The following is an 18476-nucleotide window of genomic DNA, read 5'->3' as shown; positions in this document are numbered from 1 at the left end:
GATACGTCAGGAGATCTTGATGCCGTACAGCTTCTTGGCGTACGTGCCGACCACCAGCATGTTGTTGTAGACCGACGGGCTGGCTTCGATGTTCTTCTCCAGCTGCAGCGTCGAGTAGTCCTCGCCGGTGATCGGGTTGAACAGGTGCAGCAGCCCGCTGGAGTCGCCCTGGATGCCGTAGACGTGACCGTCGGAGCCCTGCACCAGCACCGGCGAACTCCACGAGAAGGCGCCCATGGTGCGCTGCCACACCACCTGGCCGGTCTTCTTGTCCAGCGCCACCAGGTCGCCCTGCTTGTCGGACGCCGTCCGCGCCATGGTGACGAAGATCAGGTCGGAGACCTCGCCGAAGCCCAGCGCCGGGGTGGCCATCAGGCCACCGTTGACGGCGTTGTACTGGGCGTTGATCTCCCACTTCCAGACTTCTTTGCCGGTCAGCGCGTTGATCTTGCGGAAGGTGACCGGGCCGGACTTGGCGCCGGCGTCACCCTCGCCGCGCTTGTCGAACTCGTTGCCGGTGTAGATGAACGGGCCGTCCGGGGTGTCCTCGAGCACGATCGTCGAGTCGGTGTCGTCGCCGGTGGGGAACACCCAGACCACCTGCATGGTGGTGGCGTCCCAGCAGATGATGTTGCCGTCGTTGTCGGGGGCGTACATCAGGTTGCGGTAGGCGGCGGCGGAGCCTTCGATGCCGTGCCGGGCCTTCGGGTCGCCGGTGTCGTAGCGCAGCTTGGTGAACTCGGGTTTCACGCTGACCGTCTTGGCGCCCGGGTCGAAGGTGGTGTTCAGCTTCACCTTGTAGATCAGGCCGTTCTCGGCCGGCTCGATCAGCGTGTCGGACGCCGCGTTGACCAGGGCGGAGGAGTCGAAGGCGCCCCAATCGCGCGGCGCGGAGGGATCGGTGCCGTTCCAGCCGTCGACCTGCTGGTTCTTGATCAGGTCGAAGATCCGGTACTGCCAGTCGCCGGTCTTGTCGCCGTTCTGGTTGAGCCCCATCCCCGAATAGAGCAGCGGGTAGCCGCGCGGGTCGACCGAGCCGGTGCCCTTGAAGGCGAAGCCGGTGTCGATCGGCGGCTTGGTGTCCTTACCGTCGGCCAGGTTCATCCGGTAGACCTTGCCGTCGACCACCGGGTAGATCACCTCGACGAACGAGTCGTCGGCGACCTGGGCCGGATCGAGTCCCATGGCTTCCTTGGTGGCCTTCGGCCAGTTCACCATCAGCGGCTGCCCCGTCCAGCCCGCGCCGGCCCAGTAGGAGCCTTCGGCCTTGACGTCGCCGGTGTCGTGGGTCCAGGCGATCTCGAGCTTCTTGGCCGTGATGTCGGCGGCGCCGTAGGCGGCTGCGTTGCGGTAGTTGTTGCCGCGGAAGGTCAGCACCCCCGGCACCTTGGTGTAGGTGGAGGAGTCGCCGAAACCGACCGGGCCGGCCGGGTTGTAGTTCGCGATCGGCTGATTGTCACCGTTGAACAGCTGCCAGGTGACGGTGCCGTCGGGCTGGAACGGACGGCTGAATTTGCCGTTACCGAGCGCGGTGGGCGCCGTCCAGCCGGGCAGCGAACTGAGCGGCAGCTGCAGCTTCGCCGGGTCGGTCTCCGGGTTCACCGAGGGGGACGCGGTGGTCGTCGGCGCGTTCGGGCGCGGCGAGTGGACGAACACGTCCGGGGCGGTGCAGGCGGTCAGGGTCAGGCCGCCACAGATGGCGACGGCCGTCAGGCCGAGCAACGGACGGTGGACGCGGCGGGGGGTAACAGGCACGCTGGCGAGTCTAGGTGCGATCCCCCTCACAGGACGGGGTTGGTGCCCCAGATCCGCTTGATGTAGTCCTTCATCGACCGGTCGGAGGAGAAGAAGCCACAACGCGCCACGTTCAGGATCGCCGACCGGGTCCAGGCATCCGGGTCGGCATACAGGGCGTCCACCCGGTGCTGTGCCTCGACGTAGGACCCGAAGTCGGCCAGCGCCATGAACCGGTCGTGATGCACCAGGTTGGAGACCACCGGCTCGAAGGTCATCGGGTCGCCGCCGGAGAAGTGCCCGGACGCGATCAGGTCGAGGGTGGCCTTCAGCTGCGGGTTCGACTCGTAGTACTCGCCGGGGTGGTAGCCCTTCGCGCCGAGGTCGGCAACCTTCGGTTCGTCCATACCGAAAAGGAAGAAGTTGTCGTCGCCGACCAGCTCCCGGATCTCGACGTTCGCGCCGTCGTCGGTGCCGATGGTCAGCGCGCCGTTCAGCGCGAACTTCATGTTGCCGGTGCCGGAGGCCTCCATGCCGGCCAGCGAGATCTGCTCAGAGAGATCGGCGGCCGGGATCAGCCGCTCGGCCAGGGTCACGTTGTAGTTGGCCGGGAAGAAGATCTTCAGCCGTCCCTCGACCAGCGGATCGGAGTTGACCACCGAGCCCACCGCGTTGATCAGGTGGATGATCTGCTTCGCCATCCGGTAGCCCGGCGCGGCCTTGGCGCCGAAGACGAAGGTGCGCGGCGTGATGTCGGCAGCCTTCACCTTGCCCGACGCGATCTGCTCGTAGGTGGAGACGATGTGCAGCAGCTTCAGCGTCTGCCGCTTGTACTCGTGCAGCCGCTTCACCATCACGTCGAGCATCTGGTCGGTCGGCAGCTCGATCTCGTCGCGCACCCGGAGGTGGTCGCGCAGCAGGATCTTGTTGGCGTGCTTGGCCTCGGTGAATGCCGCCCGGAAATCGGGATCGTCGGCCAGCGGGGCCAGCTCCTGCAGCCGCTCCAGATCGGTGACCCAGCCCGAGCCGATGGCGTCGGTGATCAGGTCGGACAGGTGCGGGTTGGCCAGCTTCATGAACCGGCGCGGGGTGACACCGTTGGTGACGTTGGTGAATTTCTCCGGCCACAGCTCGGCGAAGTCGTTCAGCACCTTGTCCCGCAGCAATTGCGAGTGCAGCGCCGCGACGCCGTTGACCTTGATGCCGGCCACGGTGGCCAGGAACGCCATCCGGACGCCGCGGTCGGGGTACTCGGCGATGATCGACATCCGGCCCAGTCGCAGGTAGTCGTCCGGCCAGGTCTCGCGGACCAGGTCGAGGAATTCGTCGTTGATCCGGTAGATGATCTCCAGGTGGCGCGGCAGCAGCCGGCCGAGCAGTTCGACCGACCACACCTCCAGTGCTTCGGGCAGCAGCGTGTGACAGGTGTAGGCGAAGCATTTGGAGGTGACCGCCCAGGCTTCGTCCCAGTCCAGGCCGCGCTCGTCGAGCAGGATCCGCATCAGCTCGGGCACGGCGATCACCGGGTGCGTGTCGTTGAGCTGGAAGATGACCCGCTCGGGCAGGTCGCGCAGGTCGAAATCGCGGCCCTGGCCGTCGATGAAGTCACGCAGCGAGCAGGCCACGAAGAAGTACTGCTGCTGCAGCCGCAGCTCCTTGCCCTGCGGGGTGGAGTCCTCGGGGTAGAGCACCTTGGAGATGTTCTCGGCGAAGGTCTGGGCCCGGACGGCCTGGGCGTAGTCGCCGGCGTTGAAGATGTTCAGGTCGAACGCCTGGGTGGCCTGCGCGCTCCACAGCCGCAAGGTGTTGACGCGTCCGTTGAGGTAGCCGGGAACCATGTAGTTGTAGGGGACGCCGAGCACGTTCCAGGCCGGGACCCAGCGGGTCCGCTCGACGCCGTTGTCGTCGTAGGTCTCGGTGCTGCCGCCGAAGTTGACCTGCACGGCCGACTCGGGGTGGGCGATCTCCCACGGGTTGCCCAGGGCCAGCCAGGAGTCGGGCTGCTCGACCTGCTCGCCGTCGACGAAGGTCTGCCGGAAGATGCCGTACTCGTAGCGGATGCCGTAGCCGATACAGGGCACGTTCATGGTGGCCAGCGAATCGATGAAACAGGCCGCCAGCCGTCCCAGGCCACCGTTGCCGAGGCCGGGCTCGACCTCCTGGGCGCGCAGCGTGGCCAGGCTGAGTCCGCAACTGTGCAGTGCCTTCTCAGCGATGTCGCTGAGGTTCGCCGCCAGCAGGTTGTTGCCCAGCTGCCGGCCCAGCAGGTATTCCGCGGACAGGTAGGCCACCGATTTGGGATAGCCCTCACGCTGCTTGCGGCCGGTCTCGAGCCAGCGCGCGGTCAGGTAGTTCCGCACGGTGTGCGCCAGCGCGGTGTACTGGTCGTTGATCGACGACCGCGACAGGGCCACGCCCAGGTCGGTGTTCAGCTCGTGCAGGAACTCCTTCACGAAGCCGTCCACCGTGTTCGGCGGCGGCGTCACCGGAGCCAGCGCGAGCGGGTGGGTCTGCCTGAACTGAACGCCGCGGCGGTGCGGGCCGATCGCCGGAGTTTCGTCGGCGGGAGTGACCGGCGTGGGGGCTGACACAGGCGTTCGGGAATCAGACATGAGGGATACCGTAGCCAACCAACGTTACGACGAGCACATCCGTCCAGTGGCCACCGCGCCAGGGCCACCACCTGCTATAGACCGATGTCCAGATGACCCATGCCAGAACGGTGGCGACGGCGGCGACGATCGACGCCGTGACGCCCATTCGCTCCTTGCGGGCGCGGCCGATCAGGCCGGCGCCGACGCCGAGCAGTCCCAGCAGAGGTATGTAGAACGCGATTGCCGCGAAGACGAAGGCGATGATCGAGAACGCCTTGCCGGTGGGTCGGTCGGGCGGTGCGACGAACTGCTGGACCGCAACGTGCTGGGGCTGTGGGTTGGGTCGGTTGGCCACCGGGTCGTGCCAGCGCTGCCCGTCCCAGTACCGGGGCTGGGGCCCGCCGCCGGGATCGGGGTACCACCCCGCCGCCGGCGTCCGCTCCGCGGCTGGAGTGCTCGCCGACTGATCCGGTTGCCCGTTGTCCAGCAAGGTGGTGATCTCGGTCGCGGTGCGGTGGGTGACCTCCGGACGTTCGCGCAACGTCGCCAGCAGCGTCCGGACGTTCTGCCGCACCGACTCGTTCTTCTCCGCCCGCAGCGCCTGTCGCAGCTGCAGCAGGATCGACTCCTGCTCGGTGGGAGACAGTGCGGCGCGGCCATGGATGGCGGTGCCCAGCAGCATCAGGTATTCATACGGTGGAGGTGGCGGCGGCGGCAGCGGCTCGGGCAGTGGCTGACGTTCCTGCTCGCGCTCGTGGATGCCGCGGACCAGTGCGATCCCGGCGGACGCGGTCGGGTTGCGGTAGTCGATCGCCTGGTAGGCGAAGATCGCATGGTCGCGCAGTCCGCGCAGGTCGCCGAGTTGCACCGGCAGGATGGGCAGGCCGAGGTCGCGGGCGTAGGTCAACTCGAGCAGGCAAGCCTCGGACTGCAGCGAACTCTCCGACAGCGCGAAGACAAAGACGTTGCAGTCGCGAATCTGTCCCAGGATCGCCGTCCACCAGGCCTGGCCCCCGGTGAGATCCTGGTCGAGCCACACTCGTGCGCCGGCGCCCTCCAGGCCCTGGACCAGCGATCTGACCGCATCGGCGTCCGAACTGGAATGAGAGACGAAGATGGTCATCGACTGCCAGCCCTCCCCCTGATAGCGCGGCCCGTCGGCACACATTGGTGGCGAAAGCGTAGGGCAGGCAGTCCACCCAGGGCAGTGAACTGGGTAATACTGCGCACGGGCTGCAGGTTTCGGCGTCCGGGTAGCGTCGACGGATGACAGGCACATTCGCCCGGTGGACCGGTCTGGCCGTCGTCCTTGCGCTGACCGCCTGCGGTTCCAGCCCGGCGGCATCGCCTCCGGCTCCTGCCGCGACCGCGACCGCGACACCCGCTGAAACCACCAGCTCGGACTCTCCTTCGGCGGGCAAGCCGCTGGCCGGCACACCGTTCCTGGCCGAGGAACTCGGCGACTTCGACGAGCCGTGGGCGATGGCCTTCCTGCCTGGCGGCGACGCCCTGATCACCGAACGCGGCGGCCGGCTGAAGCTGCGTCAGGCGGACGGCCGCACCATCGAGGTGGGCGGTGTCCCCGAGGTGGTGGCTACCGGGCAGGGCGGGCTGGGCGACGTGCTCGCGTCCCCGGCCTTCGCCACTGATCGGACGGTGTATCTGAGCTGGGCGGCGGCCGGCGACGGCGGAACGGGTGCCGAGGTCGGTCGCGCGGTCCTGGTCCGCGACGGTGACCGGGCGCGACTGGATGACCTCCGGGTGATCTGGCGGCAGCAGCCGAAGACCAGCGGCAGCGGACACTACGGGCACCGGCTCACGTTCGCTCCGGACGGCTCACACCTTTTCGTCACCTCGGGCGATCGGCAGAAGATGACCCCCGCGCAGGACCGCGGGTCCACGCTGGGCAAGATCATCCGGATGGACCCCGATGGCAGCGATGCCCGGATCTGGACGCTCGGGCAACGCAATCCGCTGGGTATCGCCTTCGACGCCGCCGGAAATCTGTGGAGTTCCGAGATGGGCCCACAGGGTGGCGATGAGCTGAATCTGATCGTCGAGGGGAGCAACTACGGCTGGCCGCGGGTGTCGAACGGCTCGCATTACGGCGGCGGGAACATTCCCGACCACGCGCCCGGCGACGGTTTCGAAGCACCCAAGGTGTGGTGGAACCCCAGCGTCTCGCCGGGCAGCCTGATCGTCTACTCCGGTGCCATGTTCCCGCAGTGGGACGGCGACGCGTTCATCGGCGCCTTGTCCGGACAGGCGCTGATCCGGGTCGACCTGGACGGCACCTCGGCGGCCAAGGCCGACCAGTGGGACTTCGGCGACCGCGTCCGAGAGGTCGAACAGGCGCCGGACGGATCGATCTGGGTCCTCACCGACGGCTCCGGCGGACGGCTGCTGCGGCTGACGCCGGCCTGAGCGGTGGCCCGGGGCAATAGTGCGCATTTCGGATCGTCGGGGACCGGCGGAACATGGCCGGTGAGGCATTGGAGGCGACCACCATGGCCGACGAGAACAACATCGAGAAGCGGCCGGCCGACCCGTTCGTGGCGGCCCGGATCAGCAATCCTGGGGAACCGGCGAAACCGACGCTGCAGCTGGCCGGATTGCTCGGCGACAGCGACCGGGAGGGCTACCGGCGGCTGTACCTGAACACCAAACTCGACTACTACGTCGAGTTCCGGACGGCGGACGTGCTGGCCACCGAGGCGATCAGCCCGGATCAGCCGCCGTTCACCGGACTGGACGCGACCCGGGTGACCCTGCCGCACGGCGCGTCCGTCGACTATGTGCGGACTCGGCAGGCGTCGTCCGGGGACGACTTCCTGATCGATCCGGCCGCGGCGGCCCGCGTCGGCGGGATCGGCGGCAACGGTGGCATCTTCCAGACCCAGGTGGACACGATCCTGCAGTCGATCAACACCTGCGGCTTCTGCGACGAGTCGCTGTGGGGGCCATGCGTCGACACCCTGGTCAGCTGTCCGGCGACCTGCGACACCTGCGTGACCTGTGGCGTCGCCTGCCAGACGATCCAGACCTGCGTGTCATGCAACGGCACCTGTGCGACCTGCTTCACCTGCGGCGAGGTCACCTGCGTGACCTGCCGGCAGAACGGCTGCGGCGTCACCCGGAACACCTGTTGGACGTGTGGCAACCGGGCGTGCCGGACGGTGGCAGGTTGCACGGTGATCGAGGTCGCCACCGCGACCTGCGCCTGCTGACCGGACGGCGCCCCGAGCCCGGGACGGGAGCTGCTGCGAGATCGATCACTGGCACGGTCAGGGTCGGTGCTGGGGGACGTCTCAGGCCCGCCGTCCGGACGGCGCCTGATGTCGTCGGGGGTGCCGAGCGAGCAGGCTGCGAGGCGAACCCGATGGAGGTCAGCATGTCCAGCAATCACGCACTCGTCTCGCCCGCCGCTCCGGCGTCCGCCGAACCGCCCGAGCCGCGCCAGTACTCCCTGCGCGGCGTGCTCGGGGTGTGGGCGGCTGCGGCACTGCCGATGGCGGCACTGGCCTGGCTGGTGGCGCCTGCGCTCGCGGCGTCCTGGGGTGGCCCGACGGGCTTTGCCAAGGCGCTGATCCTGTGTCTGACGGCCGGGCTGATCTGGCAGTTCGTCCTGGTGCTGGTGCTGGTCCACCGCGAGACCGGCAGCCTGCGATGGCGCAGCGTCGCCGCCGCGCTGTGGCTGCGCCGTCCCAGCGATGCTGCGACCGGCCGCGTCGGTGGACGGCTGTGGTGGATCCTGCTGCCGGCGCTCGCGGTCGTCGGTGTCGAGCAGTTGCTGCCGTCGCTACCGATGCCGGGCGACCGCGACCTGGGTGCGTTTCTCAGCTCGGACGCCGGCCAGCAATTCTTCGCCGGCAACTGGGTGTGGTTCGCCGTCGTCGTGGTGATGGCGTTGTTCAACACGGTTCTGGGCGAGGAGTTGCTGTTCCGCGGCCTGCTGCTGCCCCGGATGCGCGGCGTGTTCGGACGCGCCGACTGGCTGGCGAACGGGGTGCTGTTCGCCTTCTACCATCTGCACATGCCCTGGGTGATCCCGATGGCACTGCTCGACAGCCTGGCGCTGGCCTACCCGAGCCGGCGATACCGGAGCGCCTGGCTCGGGATCATCGTGCACAGCGTTCAGTCGGTGCTGATCGTCGCCGCGACCCTGGTGCTGGTGCTGCGCTGAATCAGTGAGACGCGGACGGGTGGCGCGCCGCGCGGTGAATGTCGCACAATCTCGTCCCCGGCGCGGATCCGAGGGTCATGCTGATACAGGTCCAGCAACGTCAGTTCGGCGGTCTCGTCCTGGCGGTCGGCACGCTGCACCAGCTCGGCCAGGACGTCGCCCAACTCGTAGTCGATCGGCGCACCCGGCAGCGGCATCGCTCCCCAGAAGTCCCACAGCAGCAGTTCGTCACCGAAGCGATGGGCGACGTCCATGATCAGGTAGGACAGCACGAACGGCGGCCCGGTGAACTCCACGGGTCCGCCCCGCACGCCGAGATCGTCGATCGGACGGCCACGCCGTCGATAGCCGCTCCAGGCGGTTGCCGCGGTGAGGAAAGGCGAGTCGTTGCCGACGACGATGTCGTGGGGGTCACTCACCCGCCCGCGAGGACCAGCCAGGCCAGGGTCGAAACGAACCCAGCGACCGCCCAGCCACGCCTCGGCCACCACGTGATCGACTCGGCTCTCCGGACGCAGATAGTCGGCGAAGCCGACCCGGCTCCGAGCCGGGACGCCGTGCTGCCGCAGGATGCCGACGGCGATCAGCGTGTGGTCACGACAGCATCCCTGGACGCGCTCGGCCTCAGGTCGCGGGGCGGTCGGCGGGGCGCCGTGCCGCTGCTGATCGATCTCCAGGATCGTGCTGAGCCATCGGGCGTTGATGTCGTCATTGCTGGACTCCGGCAGCGGCGTGGACGCGAAGCGGTAGTGCGCGATCAGGTTCTGGGCAACCATGGACGCGGTGGTGATGTCCGGTTCGGCCTGATCGAGGAGCGCAGCGTGGCGACCGGGGTCGGAGTAGGCAGAGTGCCGTGCCCACCTGTCCATCGACGGAGGGTAATCGGCACGTCCGCAGGCGCGGTCGTACGTTGCGGCCATCCTCGTACGTTAGCGGCGGTCGCCGATGTCGCGTTGAGCCAGGATCTCGCGGAGGGTCATCAGCACTCGCTGATCCTTGGGGCGGTTCGCGCCCGCTTACCATCTAGGAGGGAAGTTCTGCGAGTCGTGCATCGCAGGAGGGGCAGCGGGGCAACGCTTCGTGGTCCTGCGTAGGTACGAAGTGCACGCCACAGAGGGCGCGCACCGCCTTGCCGTCGATTGTCTTTCCGGCGAGATGCTCTCGATGCGCATAGTGGGCGTGCTGGCCAGGCACCGATGTGTCGAGGACGCCTTTGGAAACCAGATCCGAAAGCGTCGCTGACCGGGCTGAGAAGTAGCCAGGTTCTGCGATGTTCGAGAAGAGCGTCTTGAACCGATCCCACCCTTGTTCAGGAGGGCAAAGCGAGATCAACGCGCGCAACGTGAGTTGCCAGAGCAAGTTGCTGCCCTCCCACTGCGACGCGGCGATGACCTCCAGTTCCACCTCGTCCGCCTCATAGCCGTCCTCGCGAACAATGGCGATCGTCAGGATGAGTGTCGCAACCGGGTTGTTGCCGGGAAGAGGATGATCGATGGGTATTTCAGCGGTCCCCCCGCAGATGATCTGATTGAGGGCGTCGTACACATGGCGCTGAATCTGGAGTTCCCAGGTCGTGAGGAGGCGAGCAACGGTCTCCCGCTTGAGCAAGCGGTTATCCTCAACGCTGGGTAGCCAACGATCGCTTGTGGCGGAATCGCCATGGGCGTCGTGGCGTTCGACCCGGTGGTAGAAGTCGTCGTGGTCCTGATGGTCACCCTTCGCCAACCCCGCGACGACGAGCCAGCGGACGTCGGTGTTTGGGTCGCGCCAGACTCCACCACGCCACTGGCCGGCCTTTATCTCAAGTAGAGGCAGGCGAGTGCTGCACGCGATCGGCCCCACGTAGTTGTCGCGGCCAGCATCGGGGCCGAACGCCTCCGCCGCTTTCCTGATTATCGGGTGGGCGAGTTCGCTGAGCGGATGCAACTCATCGAGCCGGCCCTCGTTGAGCAGTCGACGCGGGGATGGTGATGTCCAGTCGGCCGTCAGGTCTTCGCTGAGTAGGCGAAGGGTTGGGCGAGCGCGACGACTGTGCATTGACGAATCATCGCGCATCGCGCAAAGAAGAGACGGTTGCCTCGCTGCTCAGAGTTGATCGACGAGTTCGTCGACTGCGTCAGCGCGGGTTTGGCGCTGCTTCGAGAAGCGTTCCGCAAGCTCACGGCGATCACGCTGTCGCTGATCTTCGAACGCAAGTAGATCGGTCAGTCGAATGCGACGGTCGCGACCGACTCGATGCGACACAATCTCTCCGCGGTCAAGAAGCTTATAGACATGGGTTCGACTCATGCTCAAACGCACAGCGACTTGGGTGGGCGTCAGTGTCTCGGCGCCATCAACGACGAGAAGATCGGCACCCTCTTGGATGCAGCGACTCACGCTGAGCAGGACATCGCGCAACTCGGGTGCGGTGGTCTCAGCGAACTGAGCGAGTGCTGCGAGTTGGTCGACGGATACGTTCGAGGTCTCAATGGTTTGCATGGCGGATACTCTCAAGTGTCACAAGTGACGTAGATGTCACAGATGACTCTACCTGGCGCGGGATCAGCCCACAAGCGGATGAGGGCAGGCGAACGAAATCAGATGGCTCGAGCCACCCAGGGGAAGCGGCGGTCGACCTGCGGGTCGTAGAGCGGGACGCCCATGGCGTCCAGGGTCTGGATCGCCGGGTCCATCACGGTCAGGTCCTTGACGTTGTGGAAGGTCAGCACGACGAAGGTCTCGCCGGCGATCCAGACGTCGAAGGATCCGTGGCTGGGATGCGAGAAGTGGTAGGTGTCGGTACGCCGCCAGGTGCCGTAGACGATGGCCAGTTCGTCGAGCACGCGGTGGGTGTCCAGCGGGGCCACGTCCCGGACCCGGCGGCCCTTGATCAGCTTCAGGTAGGTGCGCCGGTCGGCGACGCGGTTGCTGCGCCGGCCGTCCGGATAGGCCCAGAACGCCAGTTGGTAGCTCATGTCACTCCAAGGGGGTACCGACTTCTAGGGCGCAATGTAGCGGTCGTGCTCGCCGAGACCGGCAGCGACGCGTCCGATTCAGTGAAATCTCGGACGGAGGGTCCTGCAGGGGTCTCGACAAGCTCGACCACGAGTTTTCGACGGTCGTCAGTCCAGTGGCTGGCGTCCCAGGGCGCCGACCAGGGCAGCGCGATAGTCCTCGCTGGAGAACCGCTCGAACTCGGCGTTCGCGGCGGCGAGACGGGCGGCGATGTCCAGCCGGTCGCATGCCTCCGCGTTCTCGGGATGGGCGGCGAAGCTTTCCAACCTGCCCACCACGGCCTGGGCCCTGCGACTGGCCCACTGCTGCTTGGAGTCCAGTCGGGCCGCGTACCAGTCGGAGGCCAGCACGGCCTCGCGGTCGAACAGCCCGCGCACCTCGGTCGAGTCGAGTTCGTGGCCTTCGGCGGTCTTCCCGAACGCCATGATCTCAAGCAGCGCCCGCAGCGGCGGGATCGCCAGTTCGACGGTGCCGTCGTCGAAGTAGGCCTGGGCGACCCGGCGGTGAGTCTCGACGATCACGTCCATGCTGTGCGCGTAGACGTCCTGGTCCTGCAGCTCGGGTCGCAGCATTTCGGGGGTGAACACCGCGTGCGGATGCAGGAAGATCCGGCCGAAGTACTTGCGGGCGAAGCTCTGCGTCATCCGGTAGCCGAGCCGGCTGGCCCGGACCAGATGTCCGTCGTGCTCGAAGTCTTCGACTCGCTCCAGGTGGCCTTCGGCAATCAGGCTGCGTGCCGAGCGTTCCTCGCTGGTCATCCGGGCAAACAACTCGGGAACCAGCATCGAGATGTCGTGATCGACCCGGACGTTCGGCCCGACATATCCGGCGCAGGACACCCAGCCGTCGTAGCCGGTCAGCACGTAGGACAACAAGGCGGCGTTCAGGTCGATGATCGCCGGCATCGCGTTGAACGGGCCCTTGGTCAGCGCGCCCTCCGAACCCGCACCGGTGGTGGACGGCGACTTCCCGGTCATCGAGCTGATGTACTCCATGAACAACTCGGGCAACTCCATGAAATGCAGCGGGTTGAACGAGCACAGCGGCGGAACCGGGCCGTCCGGCGGATTGTTGCGGCGTCCGGCGGCGACCACGTCGACCGGCACCGGCAGCGGTGCCCGGGCGGGCAGCTTCGCCGCCAGGTGCATCGCCAGATCGGCCGCGGCGGTGGCGGCGGCGTTGGTCACGTCCGGACGCCGCTGCAGGTACCGCGGGTTCTTGGACGGCTTGCCGCCGACCAGCCGCGGGTTGGCCGACGACACCACATACGACGGGCTGGCCTCGTCCGGCTCGTCGGCGAACCCGGCCAGCAGCTTGACCATCGGTTCGGTGAACGCACTGAAGGCCACCGCGTCGTCGCGCATGTCGCGGGCGTCGAAGCGGGTCAGCGGCTCGAAGTTCGACAAGAAGTTGTCCTCGCCTGCGATGTCGCGCTCGGTCTGCTTGTCGTAGCCGCGGTGGATGGCGTCGTCCGGACGCTGGAAGAGCAGGTCCTCGCAGTTCTGCACGTACTTGCGGGACAAACCGACCACCGGCCCTGGGCGGGCGGTCAGATGCGCGGGGCCGACGATCGAGGCGGTGATGTCGTCCTCGGTCTGCACCTTCACCGCCGGGTTGAAGTCGTGCCGCAGTCCGAACAGCCGCCAGGAGCCGTCGGTGTCGAAGCCGACCCGCAGCATGTTGACGTTGATCCGCTCGCCGTCCAACCGCAGCGCGTTGCCCTGCCGGCCGTTCATGATGCCGACAGTGAAGTGGCTGCGCCAGTCATCGCCCCATTCCGGGCGGTGGAACCGTTTCACCACGAAGACCAGTTCCTTCACGTGCGGCGGAATGCTCTCCAGCCACTCGTTGTACTCGGCGGTGTAATCGGGCTCGGACGGCGTCAGCAGCTTGATCACGCTGCCGATCGAGCGGCTGTTGGACAGCACCGGGCGGGTGTCGCTACCCCGCAGCGCGGGGTCGGCGAAACGGTCGGAGTGGTCCCGGGAGAGGATCGCCTCGACCGCCTCGAGATCGGCCTCGTAGTCGGCGACATAGGCGTTGCCGAAGATGAAGGCGTCGGTGATCGCCTTGGAGATCTCGGACTTGCCGCCGCCGGAGACGGTGCACGGCTTGTGGCAGGAGGTGACGGTGGCGACGGTGGCCTTCAGGTCCCAGTGCCGCGGATCGGACGGCGACTGGGCGAGTTGCACCCGGTAGCCGTTGGGCCCGAAGTAGGTCTTGTCGGCCCGCAGCCGGATCGAGCGCTCGCCGGAGGCGGTGTGCCAGGACGCCGTCATGGTGCGCAGCGAGTAGGTGGTCCGGGCCGGAACCAGCAGGTGCCCGGGGTGCTCCAGGTCGACCGCATGGCCCTCGGGTTGCCGGACGAACCGTTGCGGGTCGCGGGTCAGCACATCATCGAGCCGGTAGTCGTCTCCGGCCGACTCGTCGGTGTAGCCGCCGCCCAGGTTGTAGGACGGGAAGACCAGGGCGCCGCCGGCGTGCTCCTCTTCGACGTTGCCGAAGAGGTTCGCCGAGTAGGAGATCTGGGTCTTGACCTCCTTCTTGCAGTAGCCGAAGTAGTTGTCGGCGATCACCGTGACCATCACGCCGCGGGCGTCCCGGGCGCAGACCTTGAACGCCTGGCCGTTGTTGTAGCGCTCGTCCGGGCTCGACCAGCAGGTACCGTCGCGCCGCTGCCGCTCGGTGGCGTCGTCGACGTGTGGTAGGCCGAGCGCCTTCTTGGTCAGCTTGGTCAGGTGCGGGGCGAGGATCACGCAGCCGGTGGTGCCCGTCCAGGTCCCCGGATCCAGCGACGCGTCGTGCTCGGGCAGGTAGGGATCGCCGCCGTTACCGAAGATGCCTTCGACGAAGTCGAGGTTGGCCACCAGTCCGCCGGGCACGATGAACCGGGTCTCCATCCGGCGCTCGGTGGCATAGCCGGGCACCCCCGGGGAGACCAGCGGTCGCAGCAGCAAGGACACGAAGCAGGCGGCGGGATGGTCGGTCCTCGACAGGTATGGCAGCACCAGGTCACTGTGGGGTGGGTTGAACGCCTCGGTCAGCAGCCGGCCGAAAACCGCCTTCGGGACGGCGATCTTGTCGTCCGGGATGGGCAACCCACCTTGGCAGATGTGGAAGACCCCGGCGGTGGTCCGGCGGTCGTTCGCCGGGTTGTGCAGGACGCCGTTGGCCAGCCGGTAGCTGGACAGCAGCGGCGAGGAGAAGGCGTCGGAGTTGACCGGCAGCGACAGCGCCCGGGCCAGGCCCGGTTCGTCGAGCACCAGGGTGCGGCGCGGCAGGTGCGGGCCGGGGTCGTCTCCGGCGGCGCGGACGTCGGCGAGGTAGTCGTCCAGGAAGGCCTGGATCCGCTGGTCGACGGCGCACAGCCGGTCGGAGAGCCGCCGGCTCAGTTCGCGCTGACGAGCCAGGATGGGAGCGACCAGTTGGGCGCTGCCGGCCTCCTCGGCCTGCAGCGGAACGGACACCCCGATCAGGGCGAGGCGTAGGTTGACCGCGGCGGCGGTGACGTTGGGGGACATGCCGTCAAGTCTGGTCGACCCCGGCGAGGCTGTCAGGCGGTCTGCCGACATTCCAGGATTGTTACCAGCGGTCTCGATCGGCGAGACGGGCGAGCAACTCCGACATCCGCAGGACGAACTCCCTGGTCGGCTCCGACCCGGGGTCGAACGGCTCGCCGACCAGCACCCGGACGTCGGTGTCGTGGTAGCGACGGAAGATCACCTGCAGCGTCGCCGCCGTCCACTCCCGGTCGGCGCGGGTGGCGGCCCGCCGGACCAGCGGCGTCCGCAGCGCGCGGGCGGACAGCACCCCACCCACCGCGATCGGCACCGCCTGCAGGCCGGGGATGTGGCGGACGAGCAGGTCGGCCGAGCGGGACCAGCGGCGCAGCGACTCGACAGCGTCGTCGGTCACCACCGGGTCGGGCTCGATGGTGCCGGCCGGAAAGGTCAACAGTGCGCCGCCGTCCAGCAGGTGCCGGCGTGCCGTCCGGACGGTGGCCGCCGGGTGTGCCGGGTCCACCCAGATCAGCCGGGCCGCGACCCCCGGCAAGGCCCGAAGGAAAGGGCGGTCGAGGGCCACCACCTTCAGGTCGGGACGGCTCTCCAGCGCCAGGATCAGGCTCAGCGCGTCGATCACCCCGGGATGGTTGGCGGCGGCCAGCACCGGCCCGCTGCTGGGGATCAGCTCGCGTCCGAGGGTGGTCAGCGAGCGGGCGAAGGCGGGGATCTCGGCACGGGCGCCGGCCGCCAGGCCCCGTTCGGCGACCAGGTCGTCGAAGTCGGCGATCCGGACGGCGAACCGGCGGGCCGCCGGGCGCAACAACCCGCGGGCCGTCCGGGAGCGGCGGGGCAGGTGGAAGCCGTCCGCCAGGTCGTCGAGGGTGGTCTCGGTCAGCGCGTCCAGCCGCGCCCGGTCAGCCGGCATCGGACGGCTCCGGCTCACGCAGCCAGTCGTCGACCTCGGACAGCCATCGCGCCTTGTCCTCCTCGGATGCGAGGCTGGCCCGGATGCTGGAACGGGCCAGCTCGGCGAGTTCGTGGTCGCCCAACCCCAGGTCGTCGCGGGCCAGCCGGTACTGGTCGGTCAGCCGGGAGAGGAACAGCAGCGGGTCGTCCGCGCCCAGCGCGACGGTGGCGCCGGCGTCGATCAGCGTCCGTAGCGGGACGTCGCCGGCCTCGCGGTACACCCCGAGATGCACATTGGACGCCGGGCACACCTCGAGTGCGATGCCGGCGGCGACCAGTTCGTCCAGCAGCCGCGGCTCCTCGGCGCTGCGGACGCCGTGGCCGATCCGGGACGGATTCAGGTGCTCGACAACCTGGCGCAGGTGCCGCGGCCCGAGCAGCTCGCCGCCGTGCGGCACCCCGGGCAGCCCGGCGTTGCGGGCGATCCGGAACGCGGGCTCCCAGTCGGCGGTCACTCCGGCACGCTCGTTGTTGCTCAGCCCGAACGCGATCACCCCGTTCTCGCCGGCGTGGCGGGCAGCCAGCCGGGCGATCGTCCGGGCGTCCAGCGGGTGCCGGACCCGGCTCGCCGCGACCACGATCGCCACCTGGACGCCGGTCGCGTCAGTTGCCCGGCGGGCCTCGTCCAGGATGATCTCCAGCGCGGGCGCGAGGCCGCCGACGTGTGGCGCGTAGCTGGACGGGTCGACCTGCAGCTCGAGCCGCCGGGATCCCTCGGCGGCGTCGTCGCGGGCGGCCTGGGCGACGATGTAGCGCATCGCCTGCTCGCTGCAGACGACCTGGCGAGCCATCTCGTAGAGCCGCTGGAAGCGGTACCAGCCGCGCTGCCCGGGCGGCACCAGAAGCCCCTCGGCGTCCACCAGCGAGTCGTGCAGCCCGATGCCGGCCAGCTCAGCGAGGTGTTGCAGCGACGCGATGCTCATCGACCCGGTGAAGTGCAGATGCAGGTGCGCCTTGGGCAGCGCATCCAGATCTCGCGGCATCGCCCGATCGTGTCACATGTCGGTCAGTCCTCGGACGCGCGCTGCACCGTCCCGGCGGTGCCGTCGTCGCGTCGCCAGCTCACCACCAACTCGTCGCGGGTCCCGAACCGGACCAGATGACTGCCCACGACGCCCTCCCAGCGCTCCAGGTCGGCGTCCGCGGTGAGGGTCAGCAGCAGCGCGTCCGGGTCGCAGCCGAGTTCGAGTTCGCCGGTCGGAAAGCTCACCCGGCCGGACGCCGCGGCGTCGTCCCAATGCGCCGGAACCTTGCGCGACATGTGCGCGACCAGCTGTTTGGCGTAGCGGCCGGGCCGGGCGGTGGGAACGGAGGCGGTCGAGGTGGACGTCATGGCACGCAGGCTAACCCCGCCCAGTGGGTCCCGATCGGGGGTTGTCTCAGTGACTGGGGCAACCGGACGCCGGACCCGTTTCGTTTGTTACCTTAGGTAAGCCTTACCTTGCTATCAGCTGCTAGATAGCCCAATCACCCAGGATGTGTTCCCCCATGACGCTCGGCTCCACCGCCGCCCGCCTGGCTCGTCTGGCCTGCCTGCTGACCGCGGTGGCGGTGGCGGCAATCGGCTGCTCGAGCACCCCGGAGCCGTCCGCCACCCAGGTCCAGACCCGGACGGTGACCGACATCAGCGGCGCTCAGGTGCAGGTGCCCGCCCAACCGCAGCGGGTGGTTCCGCTCAGCGAACCCACGCTGGACGGCGTCCTCGCCCTCGGCGTCACGCCGGTCGGCACGGTGACCGGACGCGGCCAGAGCGCGGTCCCCAACTATCTGGCCGACGTCGCCCGCGACATCCCGATCCTGGGCGGCATCGGGCAGCCCAATTTCGAGGCGATCGGCCTGGCCAAGCCCGACCTGATCCTGGTCGACGGCACCAGCGTCAACAACAACCCGCCGGTGCTGGAGGCGCTGCAGCAGATCGCGCCGGTGGTCAACACCGGCTACGCCGGCGGTGAGTGGCGGACCAACTTCCGCAATGTCGCAGCCGCGCTGGGTCGCGAACAGCAGGGCGAGAAGGTGATCGCCGACTACGAGGCCAAGGTGGCCACCACCAAGGCGTCCCTGGGCAAGACCCAGGGCCAGACCTTCTCGATCGTCCGCTGGCAGGGGACGGCACCCGCGTTGATCCTGAAGGAGTTGCCGCCCGGGCAGGCGCTGGTCGATCTCGGCCTGCGGCGTCCGGCGGGGCAGGACACCTTCGGCCGCGGGCACTCCGAACCGGTATCGCTGGAGAACCTGCAGCGGATCGACGCCGACCACATGTTCTTCGGCACGCTGGGCGGATCCAGCGTCGGGAACCCCAAGGCCGGCGGTTCCGCCGGTCTCGACGGGGCGCGGAAGGCGCTGGAGCAGGCCGAGCAGGTGCCCGGCTTCACCCAGCTGACCGCGTACCGCAAGAAGCAGATCATTCTCGTCGACGGCTCGGCCTGGACCTCCACCGGGGGCCCATTGCTGATGAACCGCCTGGTCGACGACGTTCGCAACGCGCTCGGATGAGCAGGA

The 18476-nt window shown here is 68.2% G+C and carries 15 protein-coding genes; 4 read left to right on the top strand and 11 right to left on the bottom strand.

Going from position 1 to position 18476, the window contains the following annotated elements; all coding sequences use genetic code 11:
• Window positions 1-6: 6 nt before the first annotated feature.
• Genes QM711_RS08320 through QM711_RS08310 form a run of 3 tightly spaced genes read right to left on the bottom strand, consistent with a single transcriptional unit; the run spans window position 7 to window position 5451 of the window.
• Entirely contained in the window at window positions 7-1755 is a 1749-nt protein-coding gene (locus tag QM711_RS08320) for a PQQ-binding-like beta-propeller repeat protein (RefSeq protein WP_415098175.1), read from the bottom strand.
• 26 nt (window positions 1756-1781) lie between these two features.
• Entirely contained in the window at window positions 1782-4346 is a 2565-nt protein-coding gene (locus QM711_RS08315; protein ID WP_415098173.1) for a glycogen/starch/alpha-glucan phosphorylase, read from the bottom strand.
• Window positions 4339-5451, bottom strand: a complete 1113-nt coding sequence (locus QM711_RS08310; RefSeq protein WP_415098171.1) for a TIR domain-containing protein — start codon at window positions 5449-5451, stop codon at window positions 4339-4341. The genes QM711_RS08315 and QM711_RS08310 overlap by 8 nt, the downstream gene beginning before the upstream one ends.
• A gap of 143 nt (window positions 5452-5594) precedes the next feature.
• On the opposite strand from QM711_RS08310, the gene QM711_RS08305 reads away from it, so the two are divergent.
• The 3 genes from QM711_RS08305 to QM711_RS08295 all read left to right on the top strand — a co-directional run bounded on the left by QM711_RS08305 (window position 5595) and on the right by QM711_RS08295 (window position 8511).
• Window positions 5595-6752 (top strand): PQQ-dependent sugar dehydrogenase, encoded by a 1158-nt coding sequence (locus tag QM711_RS08305; RefSeq protein ID WP_415098169.1) that lies wholly within the window; start codon window positions 5595-5597, stop codon window positions 6750-6752.
• A gap of 53 nt (window positions 6753-6805) precedes the next feature.
• Entirely contained in the window at window positions 6806-7555 is a 750-nt protein-coding gene (locus QM711_RS08300) for a hypothetical protein (RefSeq protein ID WP_415098167.1), read from the top strand.
• Between the two features lie 164 nt (window positions 7556-7719).
• Complete coding sequence (locus QM711_RS08295) at window positions 7720-8511, top strand: lysostaphin resistance A-like protein (RefSeq protein WP_415098165.1); 792 nt, start codon at window positions 7720-7722, stop codon at window positions 8509-8511.
• On the opposite strand, the gene QM711_RS08290 is transcribed toward QM711_RS08295, so the two are convergent.
• From QM711_RS08290 to QM711_RS08255, 8 genes are all read right to left on the bottom strand, one after another.
• On the bottom strand, window positions 8463-9380 hold the full coding sequence (locus tag QM711_RS08290) for a transglutaminase-like domain-containing protein (RefSeq protein ID WP_415098163.1): 918 nt from the start codon (window positions 9378-9380) through the stop codon (window positions 8463-8465). The two genes, QM711_RS08295 and QM711_RS08290, sit on opposite strands and share 49 nt — an antisense overlap.
• Before the next feature lie 154 nt (window positions 9381-9534).
• Window positions 9535-10566 (bottom strand): DUF3039 domain-containing protein, encoded by a 1032-nt coding sequence (locus tag QM711_RS08285; protein ID WP_415098161.1) that lies wholly within the window; start codon window positions 10564-10566, stop codon window positions 9535-9537.
• 30 nt (window positions 10567-10596) lie between these two features.
• The gene (locus QM711_RS08280; protein ID WP_415098159.1) at window positions 10597-10992 is read right to left on the bottom strand and encodes a helix-turn-helix domain-containing protein; all 396 of its coding nucleotides are present in this window, start codon (window positions 10990-10992) and stop codon (window positions 10597-10599) included.
• A gap of 98 nt (window positions 10993-11090) precedes the next feature.
• Complete coding sequence (locus QM711_RS08275; protein WP_415098157.1) at window positions 11091-11468, bottom strand: hypothetical protein; 378 nt, start codon at window positions 11466-11468, stop codon at window positions 11091-11093.
• 147 nt (window positions 11469-11615) lie between these two features.
• The gene (locus tag QM711_RS08270) at window positions 11616-15029 is read right to left on the bottom strand and encodes a hypothetical protein (RefSeq protein WP_415098155.1); all 3414 of its coding nucleotides are present in this window, start codon (window positions 15027-15029) and stop codon (window positions 11616-11618) included.
• A gap of 61 nt (window positions 15030-15090) precedes the next feature.
• Window positions 15091-15936, bottom strand: coding sequence for a 1-acyl-sn-glycerol-3-phosphate acyltransferase (locus QM711_RS08265; protein WP_415098153.1), 846 nt, complete (start codon window positions 15934-15936; stop codon window positions 15091-15093).
• Entirely contained in the window at window positions 15926-16960 is a 1035-nt protein-coding gene (locus QM711_RS08260) for an adenosine deaminase (RefSeq protein ID WP_415098151.1), read from the bottom strand. Before QM711_RS08260 ends, QM711_RS08265 begins: the two co-directional genes overlap by 11 nt.
• Before the next feature lie 23 nt (window positions 16961-16983).
• Window positions 16984-17310: a DUF2218 domain-containing protein gene (locus QM711_RS08255; protein WP_415098149.1), complete on the bottom strand. Its 327-nt coding sequence runs from the start codon at window positions 17308-17310 to the stop codon at window positions 16984-16986.
• 155 nt (window positions 17311-17465) lie between these two features.
• Between QM711_RS08255 and QM711_RS08250 the strand changes: the two genes are divergently transcribed.
• Window positions 17466-18470: an ABC transporter substrate-binding protein gene (locus tag QM711_RS08250; protein WP_415098147.1), complete on the top strand. Its 1005-nt coding sequence runs from the start codon at window positions 17466-17468 to the stop codon at window positions 18468-18470.
• Window positions 18471-18476: the final 6 nt, after the last annotated feature.

Source organism: Micropruina sp. (assembly GCF_047602385.1).
Taxonomy (GTDB): domain Bacteria; phylum Actinomycetota; class Actinomycetes; order Propionibacteriales; family Propionibacteriaceae; genus Micropruina.
The sequence above is the reverse complement of the archived record's forward strand: the minus strand, read 5'-3'. Positions and strand labels throughout refer to the sequence as shown.